Source organism: Joostella atrarenae (assembly GCF_021764745.1).
Classification (GTDB): Bacteria; Bacteroidota; Bacteroidia; order Flavobacteriales; family Flavobacteriaceae; genus Galbibacter; species Galbibacter atrarenae.
In genome coordinates this window covers 81,244-106,758 of sequence record NZ_JAETXX010000007.1, presented here as the reverse complement: position 1 = coordinate 106,758, position 25,515 = coordinate 81,244, and the positions used below count along the sequence as shown (strand labels likewise).

Annotated in this window: 22 protein-coding genes; 4 read left to right on the top strand and 18 right to left on the bottom strand. The window is 33.9% G+C overall.

Annotated features, from left to right (window positions below):
• Positions 1-27: 27 nt before the first annotated feature.
• The 4 genes from JM658_RS11470 to surE are packed head-to-tail and all read right to left on the bottom strand — an operon-like array spanning position 28 to position 2,753.
• Positions 28-543 carry a C40 family peptidase gene (locus tag JM658_RS11470; protein ID WP_236959408.1) on the bottom strand — a complete coding sequence of 172 codons (516 nt, stop codon included), beginning with the start codon at positions 541-543 and terminating at the stop codon, positions 28-30.
• A gap of 26 nt (positions 544-569) precedes the next feature.
• A complete protein-coding gene (gene lpxB / locus JM658_RS11465; protein ID WP_236959407.1) occupies positions 570-1,682 on the bottom strand; it encodes a lipid-A-disaccharide synthase in 1,113 nt (370 codons plus the stop codon).
• Positions 1,683-1,699: 17 nt separating this feature from the next.
• On the bottom strand, positions 1,700-1,981 hold the full coding sequence (locus JM658_RS11460) for a hypothetical protein (protein ID WP_236959406.1): 282 nt from the start codon (positions 1,979-1,981) through the stop codon (positions 1,700-1,702).
• Positions 1,974-2,753, bottom strand: coding sequence for a 5'/3'-nucleotidase SurE (gene surE / locus JM658_RS11455; protein ID WP_236959405.1), 780 nt, complete (start codon positions 2,751-2,753; stop codon positions 1,974-1,976). The genes JM658_RS11460 and surE overlap by 8 nt, the downstream gene beginning before the upstream one ends.
• Positions 2,754-3,149: 396 nt before the next feature.
• Here surE and JM658_RS11450 point away from each other — a divergent pair, with 396 nt between their 5' ends.
• Positions 3,150-5,369, top strand: a complete 2,220-nt coding sequence (locus JM658_RS11450) for a carboxy terminal-processing peptidase (protein ID WP_236959404.1) — start codon at positions 3,150-3,152, stop codon at positions 5,367-5,369.
• Positions 5,370-5,457: 88 nt separating this feature from the next.
• Here JM658_RS11450 and rodA read toward each other — a convergent pair whose 3' ends face one another.
• The 6 genes from rodA to JM658_RS11415 form a co-directional block, all read right to left on the bottom strand.
• A complete protein-coding gene (rodA, locus tag JM658_RS11445; protein WP_236959403.1) occupies positions 5,458-6,738 on the bottom strand; it encodes a rod shape-determining protein RodA in 1,281 nt (426 codons plus the stop codon).
• Complete coding sequence (gene mrdA, locus JM658_RS11440) at positions 6,739-8,646, bottom strand: penicillin-binding protein 2 (RefSeq protein WP_236959402.1); 1,908 nt, start codon at positions 8,644-8,646, stop codon at positions 6,739-6,741.
• 498 nt (positions 8,647-9,144) lie between these two features.
• Complete coding sequence (mreC, locus tag JM658_RS11430) at positions 9,145-9,966, bottom strand: rod shape-determining protein MreC (RefSeq protein ID WP_236959400.1); 822 nt, start codon at positions 9,964-9,966, stop codon at positions 9,145-9,147.
• Between the two features lie 9 nt (positions 9,967-9,975).
• Positions 9,976-11,004, bottom strand: coding sequence for a rod shape-determining protein (locus tag JM658_RS11425; RefSeq protein WP_236959399.1), 1,029 nt, complete (start codon positions 11,002-11,004; stop codon positions 9,976-9,978).
• A gap of 152 nt (positions 11,005-11,156) precedes the next feature.
• Entirely contained in the window at positions 11,157-12,689 is a 1,533-nt protein-coding gene (purH, locus tag JM658_RS11420; protein ID WP_236959398.1) for a bifunctional phosphoribosylaminoimidazolecarboxamide formyltransferase/IMP cyclohydrolase, read from the bottom strand.
• Between the two features lie 174 nt (positions 12,690-12,863).
• Complete coding sequence (locus JM658_RS11415; RefSeq protein ID WP_236959397.1) at positions 12,864-13,319, bottom strand: GAF domain-containing protein; 456 nt, start codon at positions 13,317-13,319, stop codon at positions 12,864-12,866.
• Between the two features lie 163 nt (positions 13,320-13,482).
• On the opposite strand from JM658_RS11415, the gene JM658_RS11410 reads away from it, so the two are divergent.
• Positions 13,483-13,698, top strand: coding sequence for a hypothetical protein (locus JM658_RS11410; protein ID WP_236959396.1), 216 nt, complete (start codon positions 13,483-13,485; stop codon positions 13,696-13,698).
• 81 nt (positions 13,699-13,779) lie between these two features.
• On the opposite strand, the gene JM658_RS11405 is transcribed toward JM658_RS11410, so the two are convergent.
• The 8 genes from JM658_RS11405 to miaB all read right to left on the bottom strand — a co-directional run bounded on the left by JM658_RS11405 (position 13,780) and on the right by miaB (position 21,558).
• The gene (locus JM658_RS11405; RefSeq protein ID WP_236959395.1) at positions 13,780-14,652 is read right to left on the bottom strand and encodes a pirin family protein; all 873 of its coding nucleotides are present in this window, start codon (positions 14,650-14,652) and stop codon (positions 13,780-13,782) included.
• Between the two features lie 113 nt (positions 14,653-14,765).
• The gene (gene groL / locus JM658_RS11400; RefSeq protein ID WP_236959394.1) at positions 14,766-16,397 is read right to left on the bottom strand and encodes a chaperonin GroEL; all 1,632 of its coding nucleotides are present in this window, start codon (positions 16,395-16,397) and stop codon (positions 14,766-14,768) included.
• A 65-nt stretch (positions 16,398-16,462) separates the two neighbouring features.
• Positions 16,463-16,741 (bottom strand): co-chaperone GroES, encoded by a 279-nt coding sequence (locus JM658_RS11395; protein ID WP_236959393.1) that lies wholly within the window; start codon positions 16,739-16,741, stop codon positions 16,463-16,465.
• Positions 16,742-17,013: 272 nt separating this feature from the next.
• Positions 17,014-17,358, bottom strand: coding sequence for a preprotein translocase subunit SecG (secG, locus tag JM658_RS11390; protein WP_236959392.1), 345 nt, complete (start codon positions 17,356-17,358; stop codon positions 17,014-17,016).
• 7 nt (positions 17,359-17,365) lie between these two features.
• Positions 17,366-18,280, bottom strand: a complete 915-nt coding sequence (locus tag JM658_RS11385) for a hypothetical protein (RefSeq protein ID WP_236959391.1) — start codon at positions 18,278-18,280, stop codon at positions 17,366-17,368.
• Positions 18,281-18,283: 3 nt separating this feature from the next.
• Positions 18,284-18,775, bottom strand: a complete 492-nt coding sequence (locus JM658_RS11380; RefSeq protein ID WP_236959390.1) for an LptE family protein — start codon at positions 18,773-18,775, stop codon at positions 18,284-18,286.
• 39 nt (positions 18,776-18,814) lie between these two features.
• Positions 18,815-20,086 carry a sigma-54 interaction domain-containing protein gene (locus tag JM658_RS11375; RefSeq protein ID WP_236959389.1) on the bottom strand — a complete coding sequence of 424 codons (1,272 nt, stop codon included), beginning with the start codon at positions 20,084-20,086 and terminating at the stop codon, positions 18,815-18,817.
• A gap of 29 nt (positions 20,087-20,115) precedes the next feature.
• Positions 20,116-21,558 carry a tRNA (N6-isopentenyl adenosine(37)-C2)-methylthiotransferase MiaB gene (gene miaB, locus JM658_RS11370; RefSeq protein ID WP_236959388.1) on the bottom strand — a complete coding sequence of 481 codons (1,443 nt, stop codon included), beginning with the start codon at positions 21,556-21,558 and terminating at the stop codon, positions 20,116-20,118.
• 531 nt (positions 21,559-22,089) lie between these two features.
• Between miaB and JM658_RS11365 the strand changes: the two genes are divergently transcribed.
• Both JM658_RS11365 and topA read left to right on the top strand, forming a co-directional pair.
• Entirely contained in the window at positions 22,090-22,857 is a 768-nt protein-coding gene (locus tag JM658_RS11365) for a hypothetical protein (RefSeq protein ID WP_236959387.1), read from the top strand.
• Between the two features lie 139 nt (positions 22,858-22,996).
• Complete coding sequence (gene topA / locus JM658_RS11360) at positions 22,997-25,513, top strand: type I DNA topoisomerase (protein ID WP_236959386.1); 2,517 nt, start codon at positions 22,997-22,999, stop codon at positions 25,511-25,513.
• The last annotated feature ends 2 nt before the right edge of the window (positions 25,514-25,515 follow it).

Sequence of the window (25,515 nt, the reverse complement as noted above, 5' to 3'; positions counted from 1 at the left end):
TTAAACACTAAATATATAAAAAATAATCTATAAAACTCTTCTGGCGTGATTAAAAGCATAATTCCAGTAACCTTCACTTAATGAGGATACTAAAACTCCTCGCGATGTTGTGGAGTGAATAAAACGAATATCATTCCCTTTTACGTCTACAACAAGGCCAACATGGTTTATTTTACGACTGCTTTTATTGGTTGTAAAAAATAGGAGATCTCCTTTTTCAACAGCATTTAACTTAATTTTCTTTCCTTGAGTAGCCATCATATAAGAGGCTCTTTGTAATGCGATGTCATTCTCCTTAAAAGAAGTGTAAATAAGACCCGAGCAATCCATCCCTCTTTTGGTAGTTCCGCCATATTTATATGGAGTACCGTTATAAGAAAATGCAGATTTTATAATTTCATTAGCCTCTTTAGAGCCTTTACTTTCTTTATAAGAAACTTCACTTTTTGTAGGCTTTCCTCCCTTTACAGAAACTGTTTTTTTAGTCGACTTACACGAGGCTATTGCAGCTGTAATAAAAAGGATTAAAATTACTTTTTTCATTATTTAAATTTGGGTTTGGGGGTAAATTAAGAAATTTTACTGTAAATAAGTTGGGCTGCATTTTTACTAGCTCCTTTTCCTCCTAGTTTTTTCTCTAATTCAAAATAATCTAAAAAAATGCGTTCCCTTATCTGAGGATCAAGAATTTTTGTCAATTCTGCTTTTAGATTTTTGGTATTTAGATCATCTTGGATAAGTTCTTTAACAACTTCTTTATCCATTATTAAATTCACTAAAGAGATAAACTTAAGGGTTATTATACGTTTTGCAATCTGGTAACTTATCCAATTAGCTTTATAACATACCACTTCAGGAACTTTAAAAATTGCTGTTTCTAAGGTTGCCGTTCCGCTGGTTACCAAAGCAGCTTTGGAAACACTTAATAAATCATAGGTTTTTCCAGTTACAAAATGAACGTTCTTTTTTCCGATAAATTGCTCATAAAAATGGTATTCTTGACTAGGAGCACCAGCAATTACAAATTGATAATCTGTAAAATCATCTACAACACTCAACATTATTGAGAGCATATTTGTAATTTCTTGCTTCCTACTTCCTGGAAGCAATGCTATGATTTCTCTATTATCTAAATTATTTTCTTTCCTAAAGTCATCAGGAAGCACCTGTGGTCTATTCCCAATTGCATCGAGTAGGGGATGACCAACAAAGTTTACAGGGTAATTATGTTTGTCTTCGTAAAATTCTTTTTCAAAAGGAAGAATCACAAACATTTCATCGACATCTCTTTTTATGGCTTCTATCCTACTTTCTCTAGAAGCCCATATTTGTGGAGATACATAATAAAAAGTTTTATAATTTTGCTGTTTTGCCCACTTTGCAATTCGGAGGTTAAAACCAGAGTAATCTATAAATAGGAGTACATCTGGATTGTATTTTTCTATATCTTCTTTACAGAACTTTATGTTTGTAAATATCTTACGCAAATTTATAACCACTTCAAAAAAGCCCATAAAAGACTGATCTTTATAGTGTTTTACTAAATCTACGCCAGCAGCCTGCATAAGATCACCACCCCAGCCTCTAAAAGATGCATTGGGGTCCACTTTTGTAAGCTCTTTTACAAGGTTAGAGGCATGTAAGTCTCCAGAAGCTTCTCCAGAAATAATATAATACTTCACGTGATATAGATTTTACTTTAAAATATTTTCAATAACAAGATAATAAAAGCAGTCAAGAAAGTTGCTATTAAAACCCCTTTGGCTCGGAGATCTCTCTTAAGTTTAATGAAACCAAAGAAAGCAACTAGATTTAATAATGCTCCTAAAGCTAATAAACTACCAAATTGACCTTGCTCTCGAGCTATAATAAAACTTTCTTCAATACTAAAGTCAGAAAAAAGTAAAACATATAACAAGGTTCCTATAATATTAGCTATAACTCCAACAGCGAAGCCTATTAATATTTCCTTTTTAGTCATTTAAATTCCATGTATTTAAATCTTGAATAGCATGATGAGCTGTTAAATCAAACTGTACAGGAACCAAAGAAACATATCCGTTTGCAAGAGCCCATTCATCTGTGTCTTCACCCTTATCTTGATTTACAAACTTACCAGAAAGCCAGTAATATTCTCTTCCCATCGGATTGGTACGTTTGTCAAACTCTTCAACCCATCTTGCATTTGCTTGTCTACAAACCTTAATTCCTTTGATGTCTTTTTCTTTTAATTTCGGGAAATTAACGTTTAGAACTACATTTTTTGGCATTCCATTTTTTAAAGCATTCATGGTAATTGCCTTTACGTATTTTTTTACGGATTCAAAATCTGCTTCCCAAGAATAATCGCATAAAGAAAAACCTATTGCAGGGATTCCTTCTACACCAGCTTCTACAGCAGCACTCATCGTTCCAGAGTAAATTACGTTGATGGAAGAATTAGAACCATGATTAATTCCGCTTACGCAAATATCAGGGCGTTTATTTAAAATTTCATTTACAGCCAACTTTACACAATCTACAGGGGTTCCGCTGCAACTATACTCTAATTGTACATCCTCTTCTTTAATTGTAATCGGACTGCAATAAAGAGTAGAATTAACAGTAATAGCATGCCCCATTCCACTTTGAGGGCTGTCTGGAGCAACTACAATAACATCACCGATTTCATTCATTACATCTATTAATGCTCTAATTCCAGGAGCAGTAATTCCATCGTCGTTTGTTACCAGTATTAAGGGTCTTTTTTTCATGTTCAAATTTCATTTGTGTTGCTAAAATAATCATTTTAATACTTAAAGTAATTATACATGCATAGAAGTTTATTTCCAATGGAGAGCCTACTTTATTGTCTTGTTATATTGCTAGTAAATCTAGGGATTTCTTAAAGAATTGCTGAATAATTAGGGTTTAACAAAATATTAGTTGATTTGTAATGTTGTGGCACGATTTTTTCCTTAATTTAGTTAATCTTAACTGAGAAAATGGAAAAATAAAATCTAAGAGAAAACGTATAAAAATGAATTCTGTTAGTATATTTTATTAAATTACGTAAGTATTTTCGTGTTTATCGATTTTAAAAATACTTCGTTTTATAAATGAAAATATTTAATGTTTGAGAGATGTAGATCTCTATAAAAAAAATGTAAATGAAAAGGAATTTTGTGTATTTGCTAGCAGCGTTATTAATATCTGCTGCATCTTGTAGTTTTACGAATAAGACATTTGACAATCCAGATAAAGATAAACTTCTTCTAGACTTGATATCCTATGTGCTAGAAAATGGTCATTTTAATCCTAAAGATATAGATGATGATTTTTCTGAACACGTGTATGATAATTATATAGAGGCTTTAGATCCGCTAAAGCGCTATTTCTTGCAAAGTGATATCGATGAGTTTAGTAAATATAGATCTGCGATAGATGACCAAATAAAAACATCTGATATTACTTTCTTTAACCTAACATACGATAGACTTATGCAGCGTATGGACGAAGCTTCTGTAATGTATAAAGATGTTTTAGAAACTCCATATGATTATAATGAAGATGAAGTAATTGATGTGGATTATGAAAATTTATCCTATGCTAAGACTAAGGATGAGTTGTGGCAACGCTGGAGAACTCAGCTTAAATTTTCTACTATAGAGCGTTATGTAAGTGCTACTGAAGATGTAGAAAATGAAGAAGACGTTAAGAATGAAATGACACAGCATGGTGTTAATGGAGTTGTTGTAGATGAAAAAGGAACACCTGTTAATCCAGAGAGTAGCAGTGCTGATGAAGATGAAGGACTTCCGAAAGATCCTATTGCTTTAGAAAAAGAAACCCGTGAAGCTACTCAAAAAACATTGACAGAATATTTTGAGTTCATGGGAGATTTACAACGTAAAGATTGGTTTGTAGTGTATATCAATTCTATTGTTGAAGAATTCGATCCTCATACTTTTTATTTTGCACCAGATGATAAAGAAAGATTTGATGTTAGTATGTCTGGTAAGTTTGAAGGGATTGGAGCTAGATTGCAAAAGAAAAATGACCATATAAAAATAGTTGAAATTATTTCTGGAGGACCAGCTTGGAGAGCTAACAACATGGAAGTTGGTGACGAGATTATGAAAGTGGGACAAGAAGGAGAAACTCCTGTGAGTGTTGTAGGTATGCGTTTAGAAGATGCGGTCAAGTTAATAAAAGGACCAAAAGGATCTAAAGTTTTATTAACAATGAAGCGTTTAGATGGGACTGTAGATGAAATTGCTATTGAGCGTGATATCGTAGAGTTAGAAGAATCTTATGCTAAATCTTCTACCGTTAAAAAAGGAGAGAGAACTTTTGGAATTATAAACTTGCCTAAGTTTTATATAGATTTTGAAGATTATAAAAATAGAAATGCAGCATCAGATGTTGCTAAAGAAATAGAAGAGCTTAAAGCTGCTGGAGTAGAAGGAATTGTTCTTGATCTTAGAGATAACGGAGGAGGTTCTTTAAAAACTGTGGTAGATATGGCTGGACTATTTATAAAAGAAGGTCCAATTGTACAAGTGAAGTCTACTGGTCAGAAAAAAGAAGTGCTTTCTGATACAGATGATAGCGTGCAATGGGATGGTCCTTTGGTGATACTTGTTAATGAGCTTTCTGCTTCTGCTTCTGAAATACTTGCTGCTGCTATGCAGGATTATAAGAGAGCAATTATCTTAGGAAGTAAGCAAACTTATGGAAAAGGAACTGTTCAGAATGTAATCGATTTAAATCAATTTTTAAGAGGGAATACTGAATATGGAGATGTTGGAGCTCTAAAAATGACAACCCAGAAGTTTTATCGAATTAATGGAGGGTCTACACAGCTTGAAGGAGTGAAAAGTGATGTAGTAGTTCCAGACAGATATAGCTATAGCAATATTGGAGAGAAAGATCAAGAGAATCCTCTTCCATGGGATAAAATAGAGGCTGTTTCTTATAAAGATTGGGCTGGATATATTGATTATGAAGAAACAATAGAAAAAAGTAAAGCTCGTATGGCAAACAACAGTCAGTTGAAGCTTATAGATGAAAATGCTCAGTGGGTAAAAGCACAGCAAGAAGAGAAAGTCTATCCTTTAAATATCGATGAATATAAAGCAGAGATTGAAAAAGATGAAGAGGTGTTAAAACGTTTCAGAAAAATCACTGATTACCAAACAGATCTTTCTTTTAAGTCATTGCCTTATGAAGATGAGTTAATGGTTAAAGACAGTATTCTTAAGGAAAAGAGAGAGCGTTGGCATAAAAATTTATCTAAAGATGTTTATATCGAAGAGGCTTTAAATGTCTTAGAGGATTTAAAAATAAATAATATAAAGAAGAATAAAGTAGTTCAGGTAAAGGGGTAAGCCCTTAATATATCGACTGCCAACAAAAAAGCGATTAAGTAAATAAATACTTAATCGCTTTTTTGATTTTCACTGTATCTTTATATTATTACATCCACTCGTTAATTCTATTAGCATCGAGTTTTAAGAAAATAAATAATAGCACTGTAAATCCTAATAAACCAGAGCCTCCATAGCTAAAAAAGGGGAGTGGTATACCTACTGTAGGAAGTAAACCAATTACCATCCCAATATTAATTGCAAAGTGTAAAAAAATGATTGCGGCTACAGAATATCCATAAACCCTACTAAAAGTAGACTTTTGTCTTTCAGCAAGAAATAGGAGTCTTAAAATCAATAAAGAGAATAGAATAACTACTAACGATGTTCCTACAAATCCCCATTCTTCTCCAACGGTACTAAAAATATAATCTGTATGTTGTTCAGGTACAAAATTCCCCTTTGTTCTTGTGCCCTCTAAAAAGCCTTTCCCCATGAGTCCACCAGAACCAATTGCAGATTCAGATTGATGCGTGTTGTAGCCTATTGTTCTTCTTATCTGTTCCAGTTTCACTGGGTCGTCTTCTAATCGCAACCATAAGCTAAAACGGTCTCTATGGCGTTGTTCAAATACATTATTGTAAATGAAGTCTACAGAATAGGAGAATACCATAGAAATGATTAAAACAATAAGCAGTTGGATACCTGATATTTTTTTCTTCTTCGTTTTAAAGAAATAATATATTAAACCTAAGAGTAAAGTACAGCCTAAACCAACCCATATTGTTCCAAAAAGTAAAGTGAATACAAATAATAAAACTGTAAAAAAGCCAACAAAGAGATACATAGGATGCAGCCCCTCTCTGTACAAAACAAAAAAGAACGCCACATATACTAAAGCACTCCCTGGGTCTGGTTGAGGAATTATAAGCAATGCAGGGAGAAATATAATTATAAAGGCTTTTAAAAGGTCTTTAGGGTTCTGAATATCTGTTTGAATATCGCTTAAAAATTTAGCTAATGCAAGCGCAGTTGCAGCTTTAGCAAACTCAGATGGTTGTAACGTCATTCCCCCAATAGAATACCATGATGTTGCTCCATTTACATTTTTCCCAAACACATATAAACCAGCTAGAGATAGCAGTGATATAAGGTATATTAGACTAGAAAAACGTTCATAGAATTTGGCTTCTATCGAAAGAATTAGAATAATGAGTATACAACTTACAATAATATATATCATTTGCTTTCCGTAGAAAGTATCTGTGTTTATGATACCATCTAGTCCACCGTCATAAGATGCAGAGTATATATTAAGCCAACCGATAAAAACTAAAATAGCGTAAAGAAGAATACTAATCCAATCTACTTTTTTTAAGAAATCGTTCATTTAGGGTACTGGTTTTTCAGTTTCAGGCCATTTAATAAATACTTTTCCATCATTGATTGTAAATGATTTTCCGCTGATAGGTTTTGCATATTCATCTTCTAGACTACCCTCTAATAAATAATCTTCCATATCTGTTCTAGTGATTTCTCCTTTGATATATTTTTCAATCATCAAACTAGCAATCTTACCAGCCCATCTACTTCCCCAGTATCCGTTTTCAACAAATACAGCAATAGCAATTTTTGGGTCTTCTACAGGAGCAAATGCTACAAAGATAGAGTGGTCAGTAAGCTGAACTCTTTTTCCTTCTATTTTGGCGAAATTCTCTGCTGTTCCAGTTTTTCCTGCAATATTAATTTCAGGAATTTGAAGCCATTTTGCAGTTCCGTTTGTATATACAGACGCCATTCCACTTACTACAGGTTCGAAGTTTTTTGCATCAATAGTGGTTTGATGTTTCTCTACAAATTTATGTGGAACAGAGTCATTTTCGATTTTTTTAATAATATGAGGTGTGTAATAATAACCTCTATTAGCAATGGTCGCAGTTAGATTTGCTAATTGTATCGGCGTTGTTAATACTTCCCCTTGTCCAATTGCATTAGAGAGTGTGTTGGTAGCAAACCAGCGTCTTTCACCATATACTTTATTGTAGTAATCTGCATCTGGAATTTTACCAGATTTTCCCGTAGGTAAATCATAGCCTAGATAATCACCTAAACCGAAACTTTCCACATGCTTCTCCCAAGTATTCATTCCTTCAGCGGAAGTTGGGTATTTTTCTATTATACGTCTGTAGGTATTTGCAAAATAGGCATTACAAGACTCTTGAATCCCTCTTTTCAAGTCATTTCTGGTTCCGGAGACGCAATGGCATCCCATAAAAGAATTTCTCCCGTAGCGATAACCGTGGTAACAAGTAAACGTAGTACTTGGATCTATAACTCCCTCTTGAAGTCCGATCAGAGCATTTATAGTTTTAAAAGGCGACCCAGGAGGATACATAGCATTTAGTCCTCTGTCGTAAAGTGGTTTTGCAATAGAGTCATAATAAAGTCTTGTGTAATTCTTTGATCTTTTTCTTCCAACTAAAAGCTCAGGGTCATAGGTTGGAGCAGACACTAAAGAAAGTATTTCTCCAGTTTTAGGGTCTATAGCTACAATACCACCTCTTTTATGAATCATTAACTCTTCTCCATATTTTTGAAGGTCATTATCAATCGTTAGGTGAATATCTTTACCCGGTACCGGAAGCGTATCGAATATTCCATCTTTATAAGGCCCAATAACACGATTAAATCTGTCTTTTTGAATGAATTTAACCCCTTTTTGACCACGTAGCGTTTCTTCATATTCCTTTTCTACTCCTTGACGACCAATTAACTCTCCAGACTGGTAATATTTATATTTTTTAAGATCTCTTTCGTTTACTTCACTAATATAACCCAGTAGATTAGCTCCTACATTTGTCATGTAATGTCTTAAGGATCTCTTTTGAATATAAAACCCTTCATACTTACGCATTTTCTCTTGAAGAATGGCGTACTCTTTTTTGGAAAGTTGTGAGACAAATACCGATGGTAATCTTGGAGAATAAACTTTTGCTTTATGGTATTTCTTTTCAAAATCTTCTTTAGAGATATTCAAAAGATTACAAAACTCCAAAGTGTCTAGTTTTTTTACATCTTTAGGAATAACCATCACATCGTACGATGGTTGGTTGGCAACCATTAATTTTCCATTCCTATCATAAATATGCCCACGTTCTGGATAATCGTAAACGGCTTTAATTGCAGCATCGTTTAGTGGGTTTTTATTACTATTGTCTAACAATTGCAAATAAGATAGCCTCCCTATGTAAACAATAGCGATGATAACAATTATTGATGATAAAAGTAATTTTTTCATGTACTCTTCTTACTAAACAGTGAGATAAAAATTAAACACAAAATTAGCGTGAATATTGCGGAAAACAGTGTTTTTTTTAGAATTAACAAAATATGTGCAAAACTAAAAATCTCTAGGCTGAATAGAATGAAGTGATGTGTTAAAATTAAGATAATGAGGTAATTAATTCTTTGTCCGAAGTAAGTCTTTTCAATTTTAATGTTGTGATAATCATAGCTAACACCAAAAATAGAGCGCATCATTAGTGGTATAAAATAAGCTGTAGTTACACATGCAGCTGCATGTACACCGCCACTATCACTAAACATATCTATTGTGAGTCCTATTAAAAATGAACAAAAAATAAATAAAATCCTATTGTCTTTATCAAAAGGAAAAAGAATTAAAAAAAGGATATAAATATATGGATTAATATATCCTAAGAAATTGATATTATTAAAGATGGTAACTTGTAGGAGTACCAATATAATAAAACGGAGTATTAACACTAAAGCTGTCTTATTCATCGATGCTATTTTCTAGGGTTAATATCTCTTCCTTGTTTAAATTCTCAATGATATAGACATGGTCTAAAGTTGTCATATCATTAAAAAGCTCTACATCAATTAAGTAGTAGTTTTTTGAAGCATCTAATGATAAGTTTTTTATAGTTCCTACTGGAATTCCTTTTGGAAAAATGCTAGACATTCCTCCAGTAATTATGGTATCTCCTTTTTTTATTTCAGCAGATCTTAATATATCTACTAATTGTACCGTATTATAATTGTTTCCGTTCCACTTTAGTGATCCAAAATTATTGGTGCTCTTAATAGATACGTTTATTTCTGAAAGTGAATTTAACACCGATTGTACGTTTGCAAACTTATTAGAAGTGTTTTCTATAATTCCAACAATACCTCTCGATGTAATAACACCCATATCTTGCTTAATACTATCACTGCTTCCTTTGTTTATAAGGAGGTAATTTCTTTTTTTAGTAAAGCTGTTTTTTATAATTGAAGCGCTGTATAAGTTATAATCAGTAAGAAGCGAGTCCTTACTCTGAGTAGTGTCTATAGCTGCTTCTGGAATGTTAAGAAGTGTTTTGCGTAGGCGCAAATTCTCCTCTACTAATTGTTCGTTATATTTTTTAAGATGGAAATAATCTGATATATTATTGGAGCCATTGTACACCTTTCCAGATACCCAATTCGCTGAATTTATAAACTTAGCTTTTTGATAAGTATGTGATTGAAAAGTAAGAAAAAGCGAAAAGCAAAAAAGCAATAAAAAGGTAATAAAGGTTTTATTCCTTATTAGAAAATTGACTATTTGTTGCATTCACTAATTCTATTTTATCAAGATTGGTTTATACTTTTCTAAGTTTTTCAACGCAATTCCAGTTCCTCTTACTACGGCTCTTAATGGGTCTTCAGCAATATAAACAGGAAGATCTGTTTTTTGTGAAATACGTTTATCAAGTCCACGAAGCATAGATCCACCTCCTGCTAAATAGATTCCAGTATTGTAAATATCTGCTGCCAATTCTGGCGGAGTCTGCGATAATGTTTCCATTACAGCATCTTCAATTCTTAAAATTGATTTATCTAAAGCCTTTGCTATCTCACGGTATGAGATCTGAACTTGCTTCGGCTTTCCAGTTAATAAATCACGTCCTTGAACACTCATCTCCTCTGGTGGAATCTCAAGATCTTCCGTAGCAGCTCCAATAGCAATTTTTATATTTTCAGCAGTAGTTTCTCCAACATATAAGTTGTGCTGCGTACGCATATAATATATTATGTCGTTCGTAAAAACATCTCCCGCAATTTTAACGGACTTATCACAAACAATCCCTCCAAGAGCAATAACTGCAATCTCGGTAGTTCCACCACCTATATCTACAATCATGTTCCCTTTTGGTTGCATAATATCTAAACCGATACCAATTGCAGCAGCCATAGGTTCGTGAATTAAGTAAACTTCTTTACCATTAACACGCTCTGCAGATTCTTTTACCGCTCGCATTTCTACTTCTGTGATCCCAGAAGGAATACAGATAACCATTCTTAATGTAGGCTGAAAGAAACGTTTTTTTAATGCAGGAATTCCTTTAATGAACATATTGATCATTTTTTCGGAAGCATCAAAATCGGCTATAACCCCATCTTTTAAAGGCCTAATTGTTTTAATATTTTCATGGGTTTTACCTTGCATCATGCTGGCTTCCTTACCAACTGCAATTATTTTGCCAGTAACTCTATCTCTGGCTACAATAGAAGGGCTATCCACAACAACCTTGTCATTATGAATTATCAGCGTGTTCGCTGTTCCTAAATCTATAGCAATCTCTTCGGTTAAGAAGTCAAAAAATCCCATGAATTATTCTAATATTAATCTGGTTATTCCCACATTGTGTGGGTAAAAATCTCGAAGTTTACACTTGAGAACTTATTGTTTGTTATTATTTATTCCCTCTTAATGTAACCCAAGAGGGAATAAATAAATTATAATCTTTCAAATGTAATAAATTAATGTTTAAAATGGCGTGTTCCAGTGAATACCATCGCTACATTATTTTCATTACAATAATCGATACTTAACTTGTCTTTTATCGAACCTCCTGGTTGAATTACTGCTGTAATTCCAGCTTTATCTGCAATCTCAACACAGTCTGGGAACGGGAAAAAGGCATCACTTGCCATTGCTGCCCCTTTAAGGTCGAAATTAAAAGACTGTGCCTTTTCAATCGCCTGTCTTAAAGCATCCACTCTACTTGTTTGCCCTGTACCGCTAGCGCAAAGTTGTTTGTTCTTCGCGAAAACAATAGTATTAGACTTTGTATGTTTACATATCTTAGATGCGAACATTAAGTCTTCTAACTCATTTTCTGTAGGTTTATTGTTGGTTTCATAAGAAAGATCTTCAATAACATCTGTTTTAAGGTCTTTTTCTTGAACTAAAACGCCATTTAAACTCGAGCGAACTGTTGTTTTAGGAAGTTCAATATCTTTCTGAACTAAAATAATTCTATTTTTCTTTCCTTTAAGAATCTCTAATGCTTCATCAGAATAAGAAGGAGCAATTACTACTTCACAGAATAAAGAATGAATTTCATTAGCTGTATCGGTATCAATTTCTTTATTTGAAATTAAAACACCACCAAATGCAGAAACAGTATCTCCTGCTAATGCATCAACATAAGCTTCTTTTATAGTTTTTCTAGTAGCAACTCCACAAGCATTATTATGTTTAAGAATTGCAAAAGTAGGATCGTCATTTTTAAACTCACCAATTAAATTTACCGCTGCATCTACATCTAGTAAATTATTATATGAAAGTTCTTTCCCGTGAAGTTTATCGAACATTTCATCTAAGTTTCCGTAGAAATACCCTTTCTGATGAGGGTTTTCTCCGTAGCGTAAAGTCTTTCCTTTAGACTCACTTACTTTGAAAGCCTCTAATTCTTCTGTTTGATTGAAGTAATTAAAAATAGCGCTATCATAATGAGAAGAAACGTTAAAAGCTTTAGCTGCAAAACGTTTTCTGTTGGCAAGAGAAGTTTCTCCATTTTGAGTTGAGATAACCTCCAAAAACTCTGCATAATCTTCCATAGAAGAAACACAAATTACATCTTTGAAGTTTTTTGCTGCAGCTCTAATTAAAGAAATTCCACCTATGTCTATCTTTTCAATAATATCTTGTTCACTAGCTCCGCTAGCAACAGTTTTTTCGAAAGGATATAAATCTACAATAACAATGTCTAGTTGTGGGATTTCGAACTTTTCTAACTCAGCAACATCACCTTCATGATCTTGTCTGTTTAGAATTCCTCCAAAAACTTTAGGGTGTAATGTTTTTACACGTCCTCCTAATATAGAAGGGTAGCTAGTTACATCTTCTACAGGAATTACGTTGATACCAAGATCTTTAATGAAACTTTCAGTTCCTCCAGTAGAATAGATGGTTACACCTAATTCGTCTAATTTTTTTACGATGGGTTCTAATCCGTCTTTGCTAAAAACAGAAATTAATGCCGATTTAGCTTGCTTTAGATTGCTCATTATTATTGTGTTATTTAGGTTTGCAAAAGTAATTTATTTGCATTAAAAAGTTGCCTTGTAAATAAGAAAAATATTCTTTTAATGAAATATCCAAACGAGAATCCCTTATTTGGTTATTAAATTAATAGTTATGAATTAACTCATTTATTTCTGATAGCGGAGATATGGCTAAAATTAGAGTATACTAGCTACTTTTTCATTTACAAACTCTAAAAACTCTTCATCTTCCTTAGAAAAAGGATCTGCTGTATGAGAATCAATATCAATCTGACCAATGTTTTCTCCGTTTACAAATAGAGGAATTACAATTTCTGCTTTCACAAAAATACTGCATGCTATGTAATTGTCTTGTGCCTTTACGTCTGGTACAACAAAATTTGCATTCGATACAGCAACTTGTCCACAAATACCTTTGCCAAAAGGAATTATTGTGTGGTCTGTAGGTTCACCTGCATAAGCATCTAATTTCAGCTCTTCTTTGTCTCCATTTTTAAAATAGAATCCAACCCAGTCGTAGTATGCTATGTTTTCTTGCAAAAGCTCACAGACTTTTGTTAGTCTAGCATTAACAGATAAATCTTTATTGGTAATTATGTTGTTAACTTCAGGTTTTAAAGCATCAAATGTCATCTCGTAATATTTTTTACAAAAGTATGGTAAAGTTCAATTCATATAAAACTTGAAGGCTTAAAAAATGCAATCTAAATTCAGCAACCATCATTTTTTTAACAAGAAAATTTTTACTTTAGATATTAATTCTTACATTGTAGTTATAACTAAAAAAAATAAACCAATGAAAAAGATAATTTTAAGTGCATCTATGCTATTGGTTATAGCTGGTGCTTTTGTTTCCTGTAAAGAGACTACGAAAGAAAAAGAAGTAATTGTTAAAGAAGCTCCTGCAGCAGAGGAAGAAGATAAAGGAGTTTTAGAACGTGTTGGAGAGGAAGTAGATACTGAAGTTAATGAAGAGATAGACGAAACTATCGAAAAAATAGGAGATGAGTAGTCTGAATACCTTTGTTTAAAAAGCAATGATATTAAGAGCCTGTAAGCAATATAAAATTCTTACAGGCTTTTTTATTTGTCTTTATGTTGGCATTTCTATGTAGCTATCATCATTGCTAACTTTTGGGAATTCTTTATTTGCCCAACGTTGTTTAGCTTTTTCAATTGTTTCTTTTTCTGAAGCTACAAAATTCCAAAAAATATATCTTTCTTCAGGGAGTGCTTCTCCACCGAACAAGAGCAGATGTGTTTCTTTTGAAACAGTTATTTTACATGTTTCTTCTGTTTTAGAAACAATCATGTTACCAGCTTCTATTTTTTCATCGCAAGCGTTGATGCTTCCTTTTACAACGCAAATTCCTATTTCTCCTTTTAATTGATCTGTAATCTGTAGGTCGGTGCTATTGCTAGTTTTTATTTCAATCATAAAAAGTGGGGAGTGGACTGGAACAGGCGATTTTTTACCAAATCCATCTCCGGCGATGAGGGTAAATTTAGCTCCATCTTTTTCCCATTTTGGCAAGTCCTTTTTCTCTATATGATGAAATTCTGGATGCATCTTTTCTAATTCTTTTGGGAGGGCAACCCAAATTTGAAAACCATGCATTTTAGAATCTTGGGTGTTTTTTAAGTGGTCTGGCGTATGTTCGGTATGTGTAGCTCCTTTTCCAGCTGTCATCCAATTTACAGCACCAGGCGATATTATTTGGTCGCTTCCAATGCTATCACGATGTCTTATTTCGCCTTCAAATAAATAAGTAAGCGTAGAAAGTCCTATGTGTGGATGCTGCCCGATATTTACATAATTATCTGCATTGATAGTTGCTGGACCCATATGGTCTATAAAAATAAAGGGGCCAACCATTCTCTTTTTTCTGAAGGGTAATAGTCTACCCACTAAAAAGTCGCCGATATCTCGCGCTCGTTCTTCTATAATTAATCCTTTGTTGGACATAAATAACAGTTTTTATAAAGATAAGAATACTGCATAAAAAAACCGCGTTGAAAATTTCAACGCGGTTTTTATAGTATTTAAGTGTCCTTCTTTTGTAGACGCTAAGGTGATTATTACATCATCCCTGGCATACCACCACCTCCCATTGGAGGCATAGCAGGAGCATCTTCTTTAATATCTGTTAAAGAACATTCAGTAGTTAAAATCATACCAGAAACAGAAGCTGCATTTTCTAATGCAATTCTAGTTACTTTAGTAGGATCGATGATACCAGCTTTTAACATCTGTACATATTCTCCTGTTTTAGCATTGTATCCAAAGTCTCCTTTTCCTTCGTAAACTTTAGCAACAACTACAGAACCTTCGTTTCCTGCATTTCCAACAATTGTTCTAAGCGGCGCTTCTACAGCACGTGTTACAATTTGGATTCCAGTTTCTTCATCATCATTGTCAGCTTTTACATTGCTTAATACTGCTTTCGCTCTAAGTAAAGCAACACCACCACCAGCAACAATACCTTCTTCTACAGCAGCTCTTGTTGCGTGTAAAGCATCGTCAACACGATCTTTCTTTTCTTTCATTTCAACTTCAGAAGCAGCACCAACATATAGTACAGCAACACCTCCAGCTAATTTAGCTAAACGCTCTTGAAGTTTTTCTTTATCGTAATCAGATGTAGTAACGTCTATCTGTGCTTTAATCTGGTTAACTCTAGCTTTGATAGTATCTGCATCTCCAGCTCCATTAACAACTGTAGTGTTGTCTTTATCTATAGTTACTGTTTCAGCAGAACCAAGCATATCTAAAGAAGCATTTTCTAATGAGAATCCTCTTTCTTCAGAAATAACAGTACCACCAGTTAAGATAGCGATATCTTCTAACATTGCTTTACGTCTATCTCCAAATCCTGGAGCTTTAACAGCAGCAATTTTAAGTCCTCCTCTTAATTTGTTTACTACTAAAGTAGCAAGTGCTTGTCCGTCTACATCTTCAGCAATAATTAAAAGAGGTCTTCCTGATTGAGCAACTGGCTCTAAAATTGGAAGAATCTCTTGAAGGTTAGAAATCTTTTTGTCAAATAAAAGGATGTAAGGATTGTCTAAATCTGCAATCATTCTATCTGTATCAGTAACGAAGTAAGGAGAAAGGTATCCTCTATCAAACTGCATTCCTTCAACAACATCTACATAAGTATCTGTTCCTTTAGCTTCTTCAACAGTAATAACACCTTCTTTACCAACTTTGCTAAATGCTTGTGCAATTAAATCTCCAATTGTATCGTCATTGTTAGCAGAAATAGCAGCAACTTGCTTGATCATGTCAGAAGAATCTCCAACTGCTTGTGCTTGTTTTTTAAGATCTGCAACGATTGCTTCTACAGCTTTATCGATACCTCTTTTAAGGTCCATTGGGTTTGCTCCAGCAGTAACGTTTTTAAGTCCTTCTTTAACGATAGCTTGTGCAAGAACGGTAGCAGTAGTGGTACCATCTCCAGCTAAATCGTTGGTTTTAGAAGCTACTTCTTTTACCATTTGCGCTCCCATATTCTCTAGCGCATCTTCTAATTCGATTTCTTTTGCTACAGAAACACCATCTTTAGTTACTTGTGGTGCTCCAAAAGATTTATTGATAATTACATTACGCCCTTTAGGACCTAAAGTAACTTTTACTGCATTTGCTAAAGCATCAACTCCACGTTTTAATCCGTCACGAGCTTGAATGTCAAATTTTATATCTTTTGCCATTTTTTATTTTTTAGAACAAGTTAAACTTGTTGTTAGAATTTAATTTTAAAGTGTTGTGGTTGTAATTAAACAATTGCCAAAATATCGCTTTCGCGCATCATAAGGTAATCGTTACCTTCTAATTTTAATTCTGTACCAGCATATTTACCATATAATACAGAATCACCAATCTTAACAGTTACTTTTTCATCTTTAGTTCCAGGACCAACAGCTACAACAGTACCTTTTTGAGGCTTCTCTTTAGCGTTATCTGGAATGATAATCCCTGAAGCAGTTTTAGTTTCCGCGGCAAGTGGTTCGATAAGAACTCTATCTGCAAGTGGTTTAATGTTTAACTTCGACATATCTTTAATATTTGATTAATTAATTTAAAATTTTCTTCCTTTAAGTAGGCAGAAATTGTGCCATTGAAATTAAACTGACAATTTTACGCTATAAATAAGTTTTAAGAGTAAAAGGCTACCATTTTCGTCAGAGAATTCATATTGTGTGTCTTCTTTTTGTGACTAAGGGAAATGTAGGAGCTGGAATAGCTTGTGTAGTGGGAAAGTTTATTAAATAAAAAATGCCAGCTTAATGACAAGCTGGCATTTTTTATAAATATTGTATGGAAGTATTATTCTTGTTCTGTACTGTCTGTAGCAGGAGTTTCTGCTGCAGGCATAGTTGTATTTGGTGTAGAATTAACTTCTCTGTTCTCTAGTAATTTAGACCCAGAAGAGTCGTTAGACATCAATGTGATGTTAGAAAGTAAAATTAAAGCGACTAAAACAGTTGCTAGAATCCAGGTACTTTTATCAAGAAAATCTCCTGTTTTTTTAACTCCTCCTACGATTTGACTTCCGCCACCACCAAACGAAGAAGATAATCCGCCTCCTTTAGGGTTTTGTACCATAATCACTAAAACTAATAAAAAGGCTACTATTATAATTAGTACCAAAAATATTGAAAACGTACTCATTTGTATATCAATTAATGTCTTTTAATTTCTTTATTGCGTTAATTTGGTCTGCAAAGAAACCACTTTTTTCTGGATATTTCAAACTTAAAATTTTATATGCTTGAATTGCCTTTTTATACTTCTTTTGTTCCAAGTAAACCCTAGCCAAAGTTTCGGTCATAAGTTCACTTTTTTCAGGGGTATTTTCTTTTGCAAGATTGGCTTTGTTAACGGCGTCTGTTACAGGGGGAATCTTAGGATTTTTCTCTAAAAATCGATCAATTAGTTTAAGTTTTCCTTCAATAGAAGATTTTTTTTCTTTTCTTTCTTCGGAAGATTTAGCTTCAGGAATTTCTTTTTCTTCGTTTCTTTTGATGGGTTCTAACGTAGATGAAAGTTGCATCCACTCCATAAAAGAATGTGTTTCTTTTCTGCTGAAGGCTAACGGCTTGCCAATTTCTAAAGAATTCTCTTCTTTAGAATCTTCTTCTGAAGGTTTAGTCTCAGGAATTTCTTTTTCTTTAGGGTCTTGCTCTTCTTTTGGAGAGAAAAGCTCAGGATCCATAACTGCATTTGCATTTACTTCATTAAAATCAAAAGAGGTTTTTTGATCTCGAATTATAATTTCTTCTGCTTCCACAGGAATAGCAAATAATGTCTCGTTAGCAGTTTGCTGCATTATTTTTTCTGCTACCTCGTGTTGGTTAAACTCATCAGAAGTTATATACTCGAATAAGATAGAACGATCTGTAGTGTAAGCAGCAGTCTGTTTAAGCGTTTCATTATATTTAAAGCTCTCTTGGTTTTTTAAAGCTTTTAGATAGATAGCTTTTGCCGCTTGAAAATAAGGATACTCATCGACAATCTTTTTTAGAGAATCGACATGCTCCTGAGTTATTTTTTCAGGTTTCTGTAATAAATAAGAAAAATCAGAAACGTTCATTTATTACCAGTTTGCCAGAGTTTCGTTAAAAATATCTTGTGTGATACGCTCAAATATTTCGTCATGTGCTGCTTGCTTTACTGTTACAAGCTGCGTTGCAGCTGGGTAATCATAGAAAAAAGAGAATCTCTTTTCGAAATCATCTTCAGGGTCGTCATTGTTATAAAAACGAACATTTACAGCGATTGTTAATCGGTTTTGAGCAGCTGTTTGGTCTGCAGTAGCCGACATTGGAGATACTCGGTATTCTACAATTTCTCCTTCATATAAAAGGTCTCCATTTCTACTTACTAATTGTAAGTTGGTTTGATTTAATATTAAATCCTGTAAGGCGTTGGTAAATGTAAAGTCCAATCCTGACTCTACAATTGGAGCTTGATTTTGGAAAAAATTCACTTGGAAACTTTCCGCAGTTGTGTTAACTCCAGTAAAAGAATAAGGTCCGCAGCCTTGCATGGTTATGACTGCTATGAATAGTATAAAAAATTTCTTCATTATTAAAATTGTGTAAGGTTCAAAAGAACAAAAAATTTATTACAAATCGTATTGTTTTATCTTTCTATATAATGTTCTTTCTGATATTCCGAGTTCTGTTGCTGCGGCTTTTCTTTTTCCTTTATTACGCTCCAGCGATTTTTTTATAAGCTCTAGCTCTTTATCTTGAAGCGAAAGTGTTTCTTCTTCTTCGATTTCTTCAGCAAAATGATATTTATCTTCTATTGTTGGAGCGTGAGGTAAATTCTTTTGGTGTTCTATTTGAAGAATTTCCATAGCATCTTCTTCATCAGCGTGTTCAAAATCTATATCATCTTCTTCGCTTCCGTAGATTTTATTAATGAGCGTTTTATTTTCTTTTTGAACTTTCTCTCCATTTCCGCCGTCTTTCATTAACTCCATAGTGAGTTTTTTCAAATCATTTAAATCTCCCTTCATATCAAAAAGGATTTTATAAAGGATTTCTCGTTCACTACTAAAGTCGCTTTCTGACTTCTGACTCTTAATAACGGCTGGGAGATTACTTCCGGCATCTGGTAAATATCCCTTTAGCGTATCGTAGTCTATAGTTCTGTTTTTCTCTAGAACGGAAACTTGCTCTGCTATATTTCTTAGCTGACGTACATTTCCAGACCAACGGTATTTATTTAAAAGTTGTATTGCGGGATCTTCTAAACGAATAGTTGGCATTTTATATTTCTGAGCAAAGTCGGATGCGAATTTTCTAAATAATAAATGGATGTCGTCTTTACGTTCTCGTAATGGAGGAAGGTGTATTTCTACAGTGCTCAAACGATAATAAAGATCTTCACGGAATTTCTCTTTTTCAATTGCTTCAAACATATTCACGTTTGTAGCGGCAACAATACGAACATCCGTTTTCTGTACTTTTGAAGAACCTACCTTTAAAAACTCTCCATTTTCTAAAACTCTTAATAGTCGTACTTGTGTGGTAAGTGGTAATTCTCCAACTTCATCTAAAAAAATAGTTCCGCCATTTGCTTCTTCAAAATAACCGCTTCTAGTTTGTGAAGCTCCTGTAAAAGCCCCTTTCTCATGCCCAAACAATTCAGAATCTATAGTCCCTTCAGGAATAGCACCGCAGTTAACAGCAATATATTTACCATGCTTTCTATGAGATAGCGAATGGATTATTTTAGGAAGTGCTTCTTTCCCTACACCACTTTCTCCTGTAATTAATACAGAAATATCGGTAGGAGCCACTTGAATAGCTTTCTCTATGGCGCGATTAAGCTTTAGGTCGTTACCAATAATACCAAAACGTTGTTTTATAGCTTGAACACCTTCCATTTATATATTGTTTATTTAGGTAGGTAATGTTAGTTATTATCAGAATATCCTACAGCTTCTCCTATTAGAGTAGCGGTAGTACAATCGTTGATCTTAACATTTACAAATTCTCCTATTTTATAATTTTCTTTAGGGAAAACCACTACTGTGTTCTGAGTGTTACGTCCCATCCAGTGGGCATCAGATTTCTTGGAACTCCCTTCTATAAGTACTTCTTCAATTTTATTTAGATGTGCTTTTGTTCTAAAAGCGCTACTTTTTTGCTGAAGATTAATAATCTCTGTAAGTCTTTCTTTCTTCACCTCTTCAGGAACATCATCTTCTAGTTTTCTTTCTGCAAGCGTTCCAGGGCGTTCAGAATAAGTAAACATATAACCGAAGTCGTATTTTACATACTCCATTAAGTCCAAGGTGTCTTTATGATCTTCTTCAGTTTCTGTTGGGAAACCAATAATCATATCTTGAGAAATAGAGCATTCTGGTAGGATTTCACGAATGTTATCAATAAGCTCAAAATATTCTTCACGTGTGTGAAGACGATTCATCGCTTTTAGAATTCTGTTACTTCCGCTTTGTACAGGTAAATGCACATGTTTACAAATGTTTTTATGTTTCGCCATAGTTCTTATAACATCCAACGTCATGTCTTGTGGGTTGGAAGTAGAAAAACGAATTCTCATTTTTGGGAATCTCAGCGCAGCAAGGTCTAGTAAGTCTGAAAAAGTAACAGCGGTAGCCTTTTGCATTTCACTAGCTTTCTCAAAATCTTTCTTTAGTCCGCCGCCATACCATAAATAGCTGTCTACATTTTGTCCTAAAAGTGTAATCTCTTTATACCCACGATTCCAAAGGTTCTCTATTTCATTTAAAATAGATTCAGGCTCACGGCTACGCTCTCTTCCGCGGGTAAACGGAACCACGCAAAAAGTACACATATTATCACATCCACGTGTAATAGAAACATACGCACTTACACCATTTGTATTAAGACGTACGGGAGAAATATCTCCATACGTTTCATCTTTAGAAAGAATAACGTTCATGGCATCTCTACCTTCGTCTATTTCTTCAAGAAGATTAGGAAGATCTTTATAGGCATCTGGTCCAACAACCATATCTACAATTTCTTCTTCTAAAAATTTATCTTTTAAACGTTCAGCCATGCAGCCAAGAACGCCTACTTTCATTTTAGGATTGATGCGTTTTACGGCATTGTATTTTTCAAGACGCTTTCTTACAGTTTGCTCGGCTTTGTCTCTAATAGAACAAGTGTTTACCAAAACCAAATCTGCATCTTCAAGTTCTTGTGTAGTATTAAAACCTTCTTTAGCTAAAATAGAGGCTACAATTTCGCTATCAGAAAAATTCATCTGGCAACCATAGCTTTCTATATAGAGCTTTCGGGAGTTACTTTTGTTAGGATCTAAAACTAAAGTATTTCCTTGTTTATTTTCGTCAATAATCTTCTCCATCGGGTCCTTAAAAATCAATTTGACTGCAAAGATAAGATTAAATATGGCATAGTGACAAATTGTCAGCGCAAATTTAACGCAACTTTTTCAATATAATCGAATCCTGTAAGTGATAGCCATAATACCAAAGCAATGGAAGCTGTAACACCATCCTTAATTCTGTTATTGTTTTGTATCGTGTTATGTTATGATGATGACGATTATGAGGTTGTAAAAGTAGCTTCAGTAATAACGATGGGAAAACAGACTTTAAGGTTCCCCTCAAAATGCTTCTCCCTTTGCGGTGAATTATCAGTAGAAGAAATATTTTAAATAATATTAACTCTAATGAAATACCAAAGAGGGAGTGCATATTGCCTTCTTTTATAATATTAAATGGTTATTTTATTTGATTGATGGGTTTGTAATTCAGCTAGATTAAAATTAGGTTAAAAGTGATTTTCAGAGACTATTTTCCGAAATATTTAATTTCTCGTAGGAAAATAAATATTAGTTTTGGGGATAATTAAAACAATCATATAAAAAAATCTAATGGACTACAACAACATCTTGTCAAAAATAGAACAAAATAAACCTCTTGACTTCGGGAATATTTTTGGGGAATCTATAGAGTTATTCAAAAAAACATGGGGGCAAGGAGTGCTTTTATTGCTTTTCTCCTTTATACTAATAATTCCCGCGGTACTTTTACTTTACGTTCCATTTGTTGGTGGTTTTGTTGCAGGAGCATATGATCCAGAAGCGTCGTCAGAAGTGTCTCCTGTAATAATGTTTCTTTTTGTATTGTTGTTTTTGCCAGTAATGATGATAATTCAAACAATAAGTTTAGGTTTGATGGCTGGGTTTTATAAGGTCGTGAAAAGTAAAGATTCTGACATCGAATTAGAAAATAATGGTCTTTTGTTCTTTTTTAAGAAAGAATATTTAGGAAAACTTTTTAAATTATCATTCTTCAGTATTGTGATAACAATATTAGCGGCGCTTCTATGTTTTTTTCCTTTATTATATGTGTCCGTTCCATTGGCTTTTATTCCTTTAATATTTGCTTTTAATTCTGAATTGTCTGCTAAAGAAATTTTAAGGCTTAGCTTTAAATTAGGAAACAGCAAGTGGTTATTAAGCTTCGGTTTGATGCTCGTAGCAGGTATTCTTGCGGAAATGGTTGGTATGTTACTTTGTGGAATTGGAATTTTATTTACAATGTCGTTTGTTTATTTACCAGCATATTTCATTTATAAAAAAGTTGTAGGTTTCGATGACGAAAGTGAGATTTCTCAGATAGGAACTTCGCAGTTTTAAGCTGAAGTAAATTATATGATAATTCTATGTAAAATCTTCAATATTATCTTCATTTTAAGGATTAATTAGTGTCTTTAAAAGGTGTGATGTATTGGAAATTAAAAAATCTGTATACTTTTGTACACATAAAAATTGGCTTATGGCAAAGAATTTGGTTATTGTTGAGTCTCCTGCGAAAGCGAAAACTATCGAGAAATTTTTAGGAAAAGATTTTAAGGTAGCTTCTAGTTTTGGGCATATAGCAGACCTTCCTTCAAAAGAATTAGGAGTAGATGTAGAAAAGGATTTTAAGCCTAAATACATTGTTTCTTCTGATAAAAAAACGGTTGTTAAGAAATTAAAAGATCTTGTAAAATCAGCAGAAACGGTTTGGTTAGCAAGTGATGAAGACCGAGAAGGAGAGGCGATTGCTTGGCACTTGGCGGAAGAACTTAAACTGGAAGCAGGTAAAACAAAACGTATTGTTTTTAACTCCATTACCAAAAGTGCTGTACAAAAAGCGATAGATAACCCGCGAAGCATTGATTATAATTTGGTGAATGCGCAGCAGGCAAGAAGGGTATTAGATAGATTGGTAGGTTATGAGCTTTCTCCAGTTTTATGGAAAAAGATTAGAACAGGGCTTTCTGCAGGGAGAGTTCAATCGGTTTCTGTACGTCTTATTGTGGAGCGAGAAAGAGAAATTAAAGAATTTACTCCAGAAGCTTCATTTAAGATTGTTGCCGAATTTAAGAATGAAGAAGGTAAGAGCTTTAAGGCTAAAATAAATAAAAGCTTTAAATCGAAATCAGCAGCAAAAGCTTTTCTTGATAAAAATGTATCAGCCAATTTTAAGATTTCTGATTTAGATACAAAGCCAGCTAAGAAAACACCAGCAGCTCCATTTACAACATCCACTTTGCAGCAGGAAGCAGCTAGAAAGCTATACTTTTCTGTAGGGAAAACGATGAATATGGCGCAGCGTTTGTATGAAGCTGGACTTATTACCTATATGAGAACAGATAGTGTAAACTTATCTTCTGAAGCGGTAGAAGCTGCTAAAGATGAGATTATAAAATCTTATGGTAAGGAATTTAGCAAGCCAAGAAAATATACTGGGAAATCAAAAGGAGCTCAAGAGGCTCACGAAGCAATTCGCCCAACAGATATGACGCGTCACCGTGTTCAAATAGAACGTGATCAAGCGCGATTGTATGAATTGATCTGGAAAAGAACATTGGCTTCTCAAATGAGTGATGCTCAGTTAGAGCGTACAAATGTAAAGATAGAAGCAGACAAGCATGATGAGTTGTTTACTGCGAATGGAGAGGTATTGAAATTTGAAGGATTCTTAAAAGTATATTTAGAAGGAACAGATGATGAAGACGAAGAGCAAGCAGGGATGTTGCCAGCTCTAAAAGTAGGAGAGACTGTTTATGATAATTATATTTCTGCTACGGAACGTTTTACAAGACCTCCATACAGGTATACAGAGGCTTCTTTGGTTAAGAAGTTAGAGGAGTTGGGTATTGGACGTCCGTCTACTTATGCGCCTACAATTTCTACCATTCAAAATAGAGGTTATGTAGAACGAGGAACAATAGAAGGAGTGGAGCGTGCTTATGTTCAGTTTGTTTTAGAGAATAATAATATTAAAGAAGAGAAGCTTACAGAAAATGTAGGTTCTGATAAAGGAAAATTAGTTCCTACGGATATCGGAATGATTGTAAATGATTTCCTAGTGAATCATTTCTCAGGAATTCTAGATTATAACTTTACGGCTAAAGTAGAGCAGAGTTTCGATGATATTGCCTCAGGAGAAGAAGATTGGACAAAGATGATATCGTCTTTCTATAAAGATTTTCATCCGAAGGTAAAAGATGTAGAAGAGAATGCAGATAGAGAAAGTGGAGAGCGTGTTTTAGGAAAAGATCCAGAAAGCGGAAGGCAGTTAAGTGTTCGTTTAGGACGTTTCGGTCCGATGGCACAAATTGGGACAGCGGAAGAGGAAGAGAAACCAAAGTTTGCTAGTTTACTTCCAGATCAGTCTATCGATACAATAACGTTCGATCAAGCTTTAGATTTATTTAAACTGCCTCGTCATATAGGAACTTATGAAGGGGAAGATGTTGAGGTTAATGTAGGTCGTTTTGGTCCTTATGTTCGTTTTGGTAAGAGTTTTGTTTCTTTAGATAAAGGCGAAGATGTTTTTGAGGTAGATATGGATCGTGCAACGGAGCTAATTCTTCAGAAGAAAAAAGCAGATGCACCTATAGCTTCTTATAAAGATATTGATGTAACAAAAGGAGTTGGACGTTTTGGACCGTTTATTAAATGGGACGGAATGTTTATCAATGTGAATAAAAAATATGATTTCGATAATTTATCGCAAGCAGATATCGAAGAGCTTATTGAAGATAAATTAAGAAAAGAGAGGGAAAAAGTTATTCATAATTGGGAAGAAGAGGGAATTCGTGTAGAAAAAGCTAGATGGGGACGCTCAAATATTATCAAAGGAAAAACAAAGATTGAGCTTTCTAAAGATATAGATGCTACTAAATTAACCTTAGAAGAGGTTAAAGATCTTATTGAGAAAAAGACTCCTAAGAAAAAAGCAGCTAAGAAGAAAGCGCCTGCTAAAAAGAAAGCAACAACTAAAGCTAAAACTAAGAAGTAAGC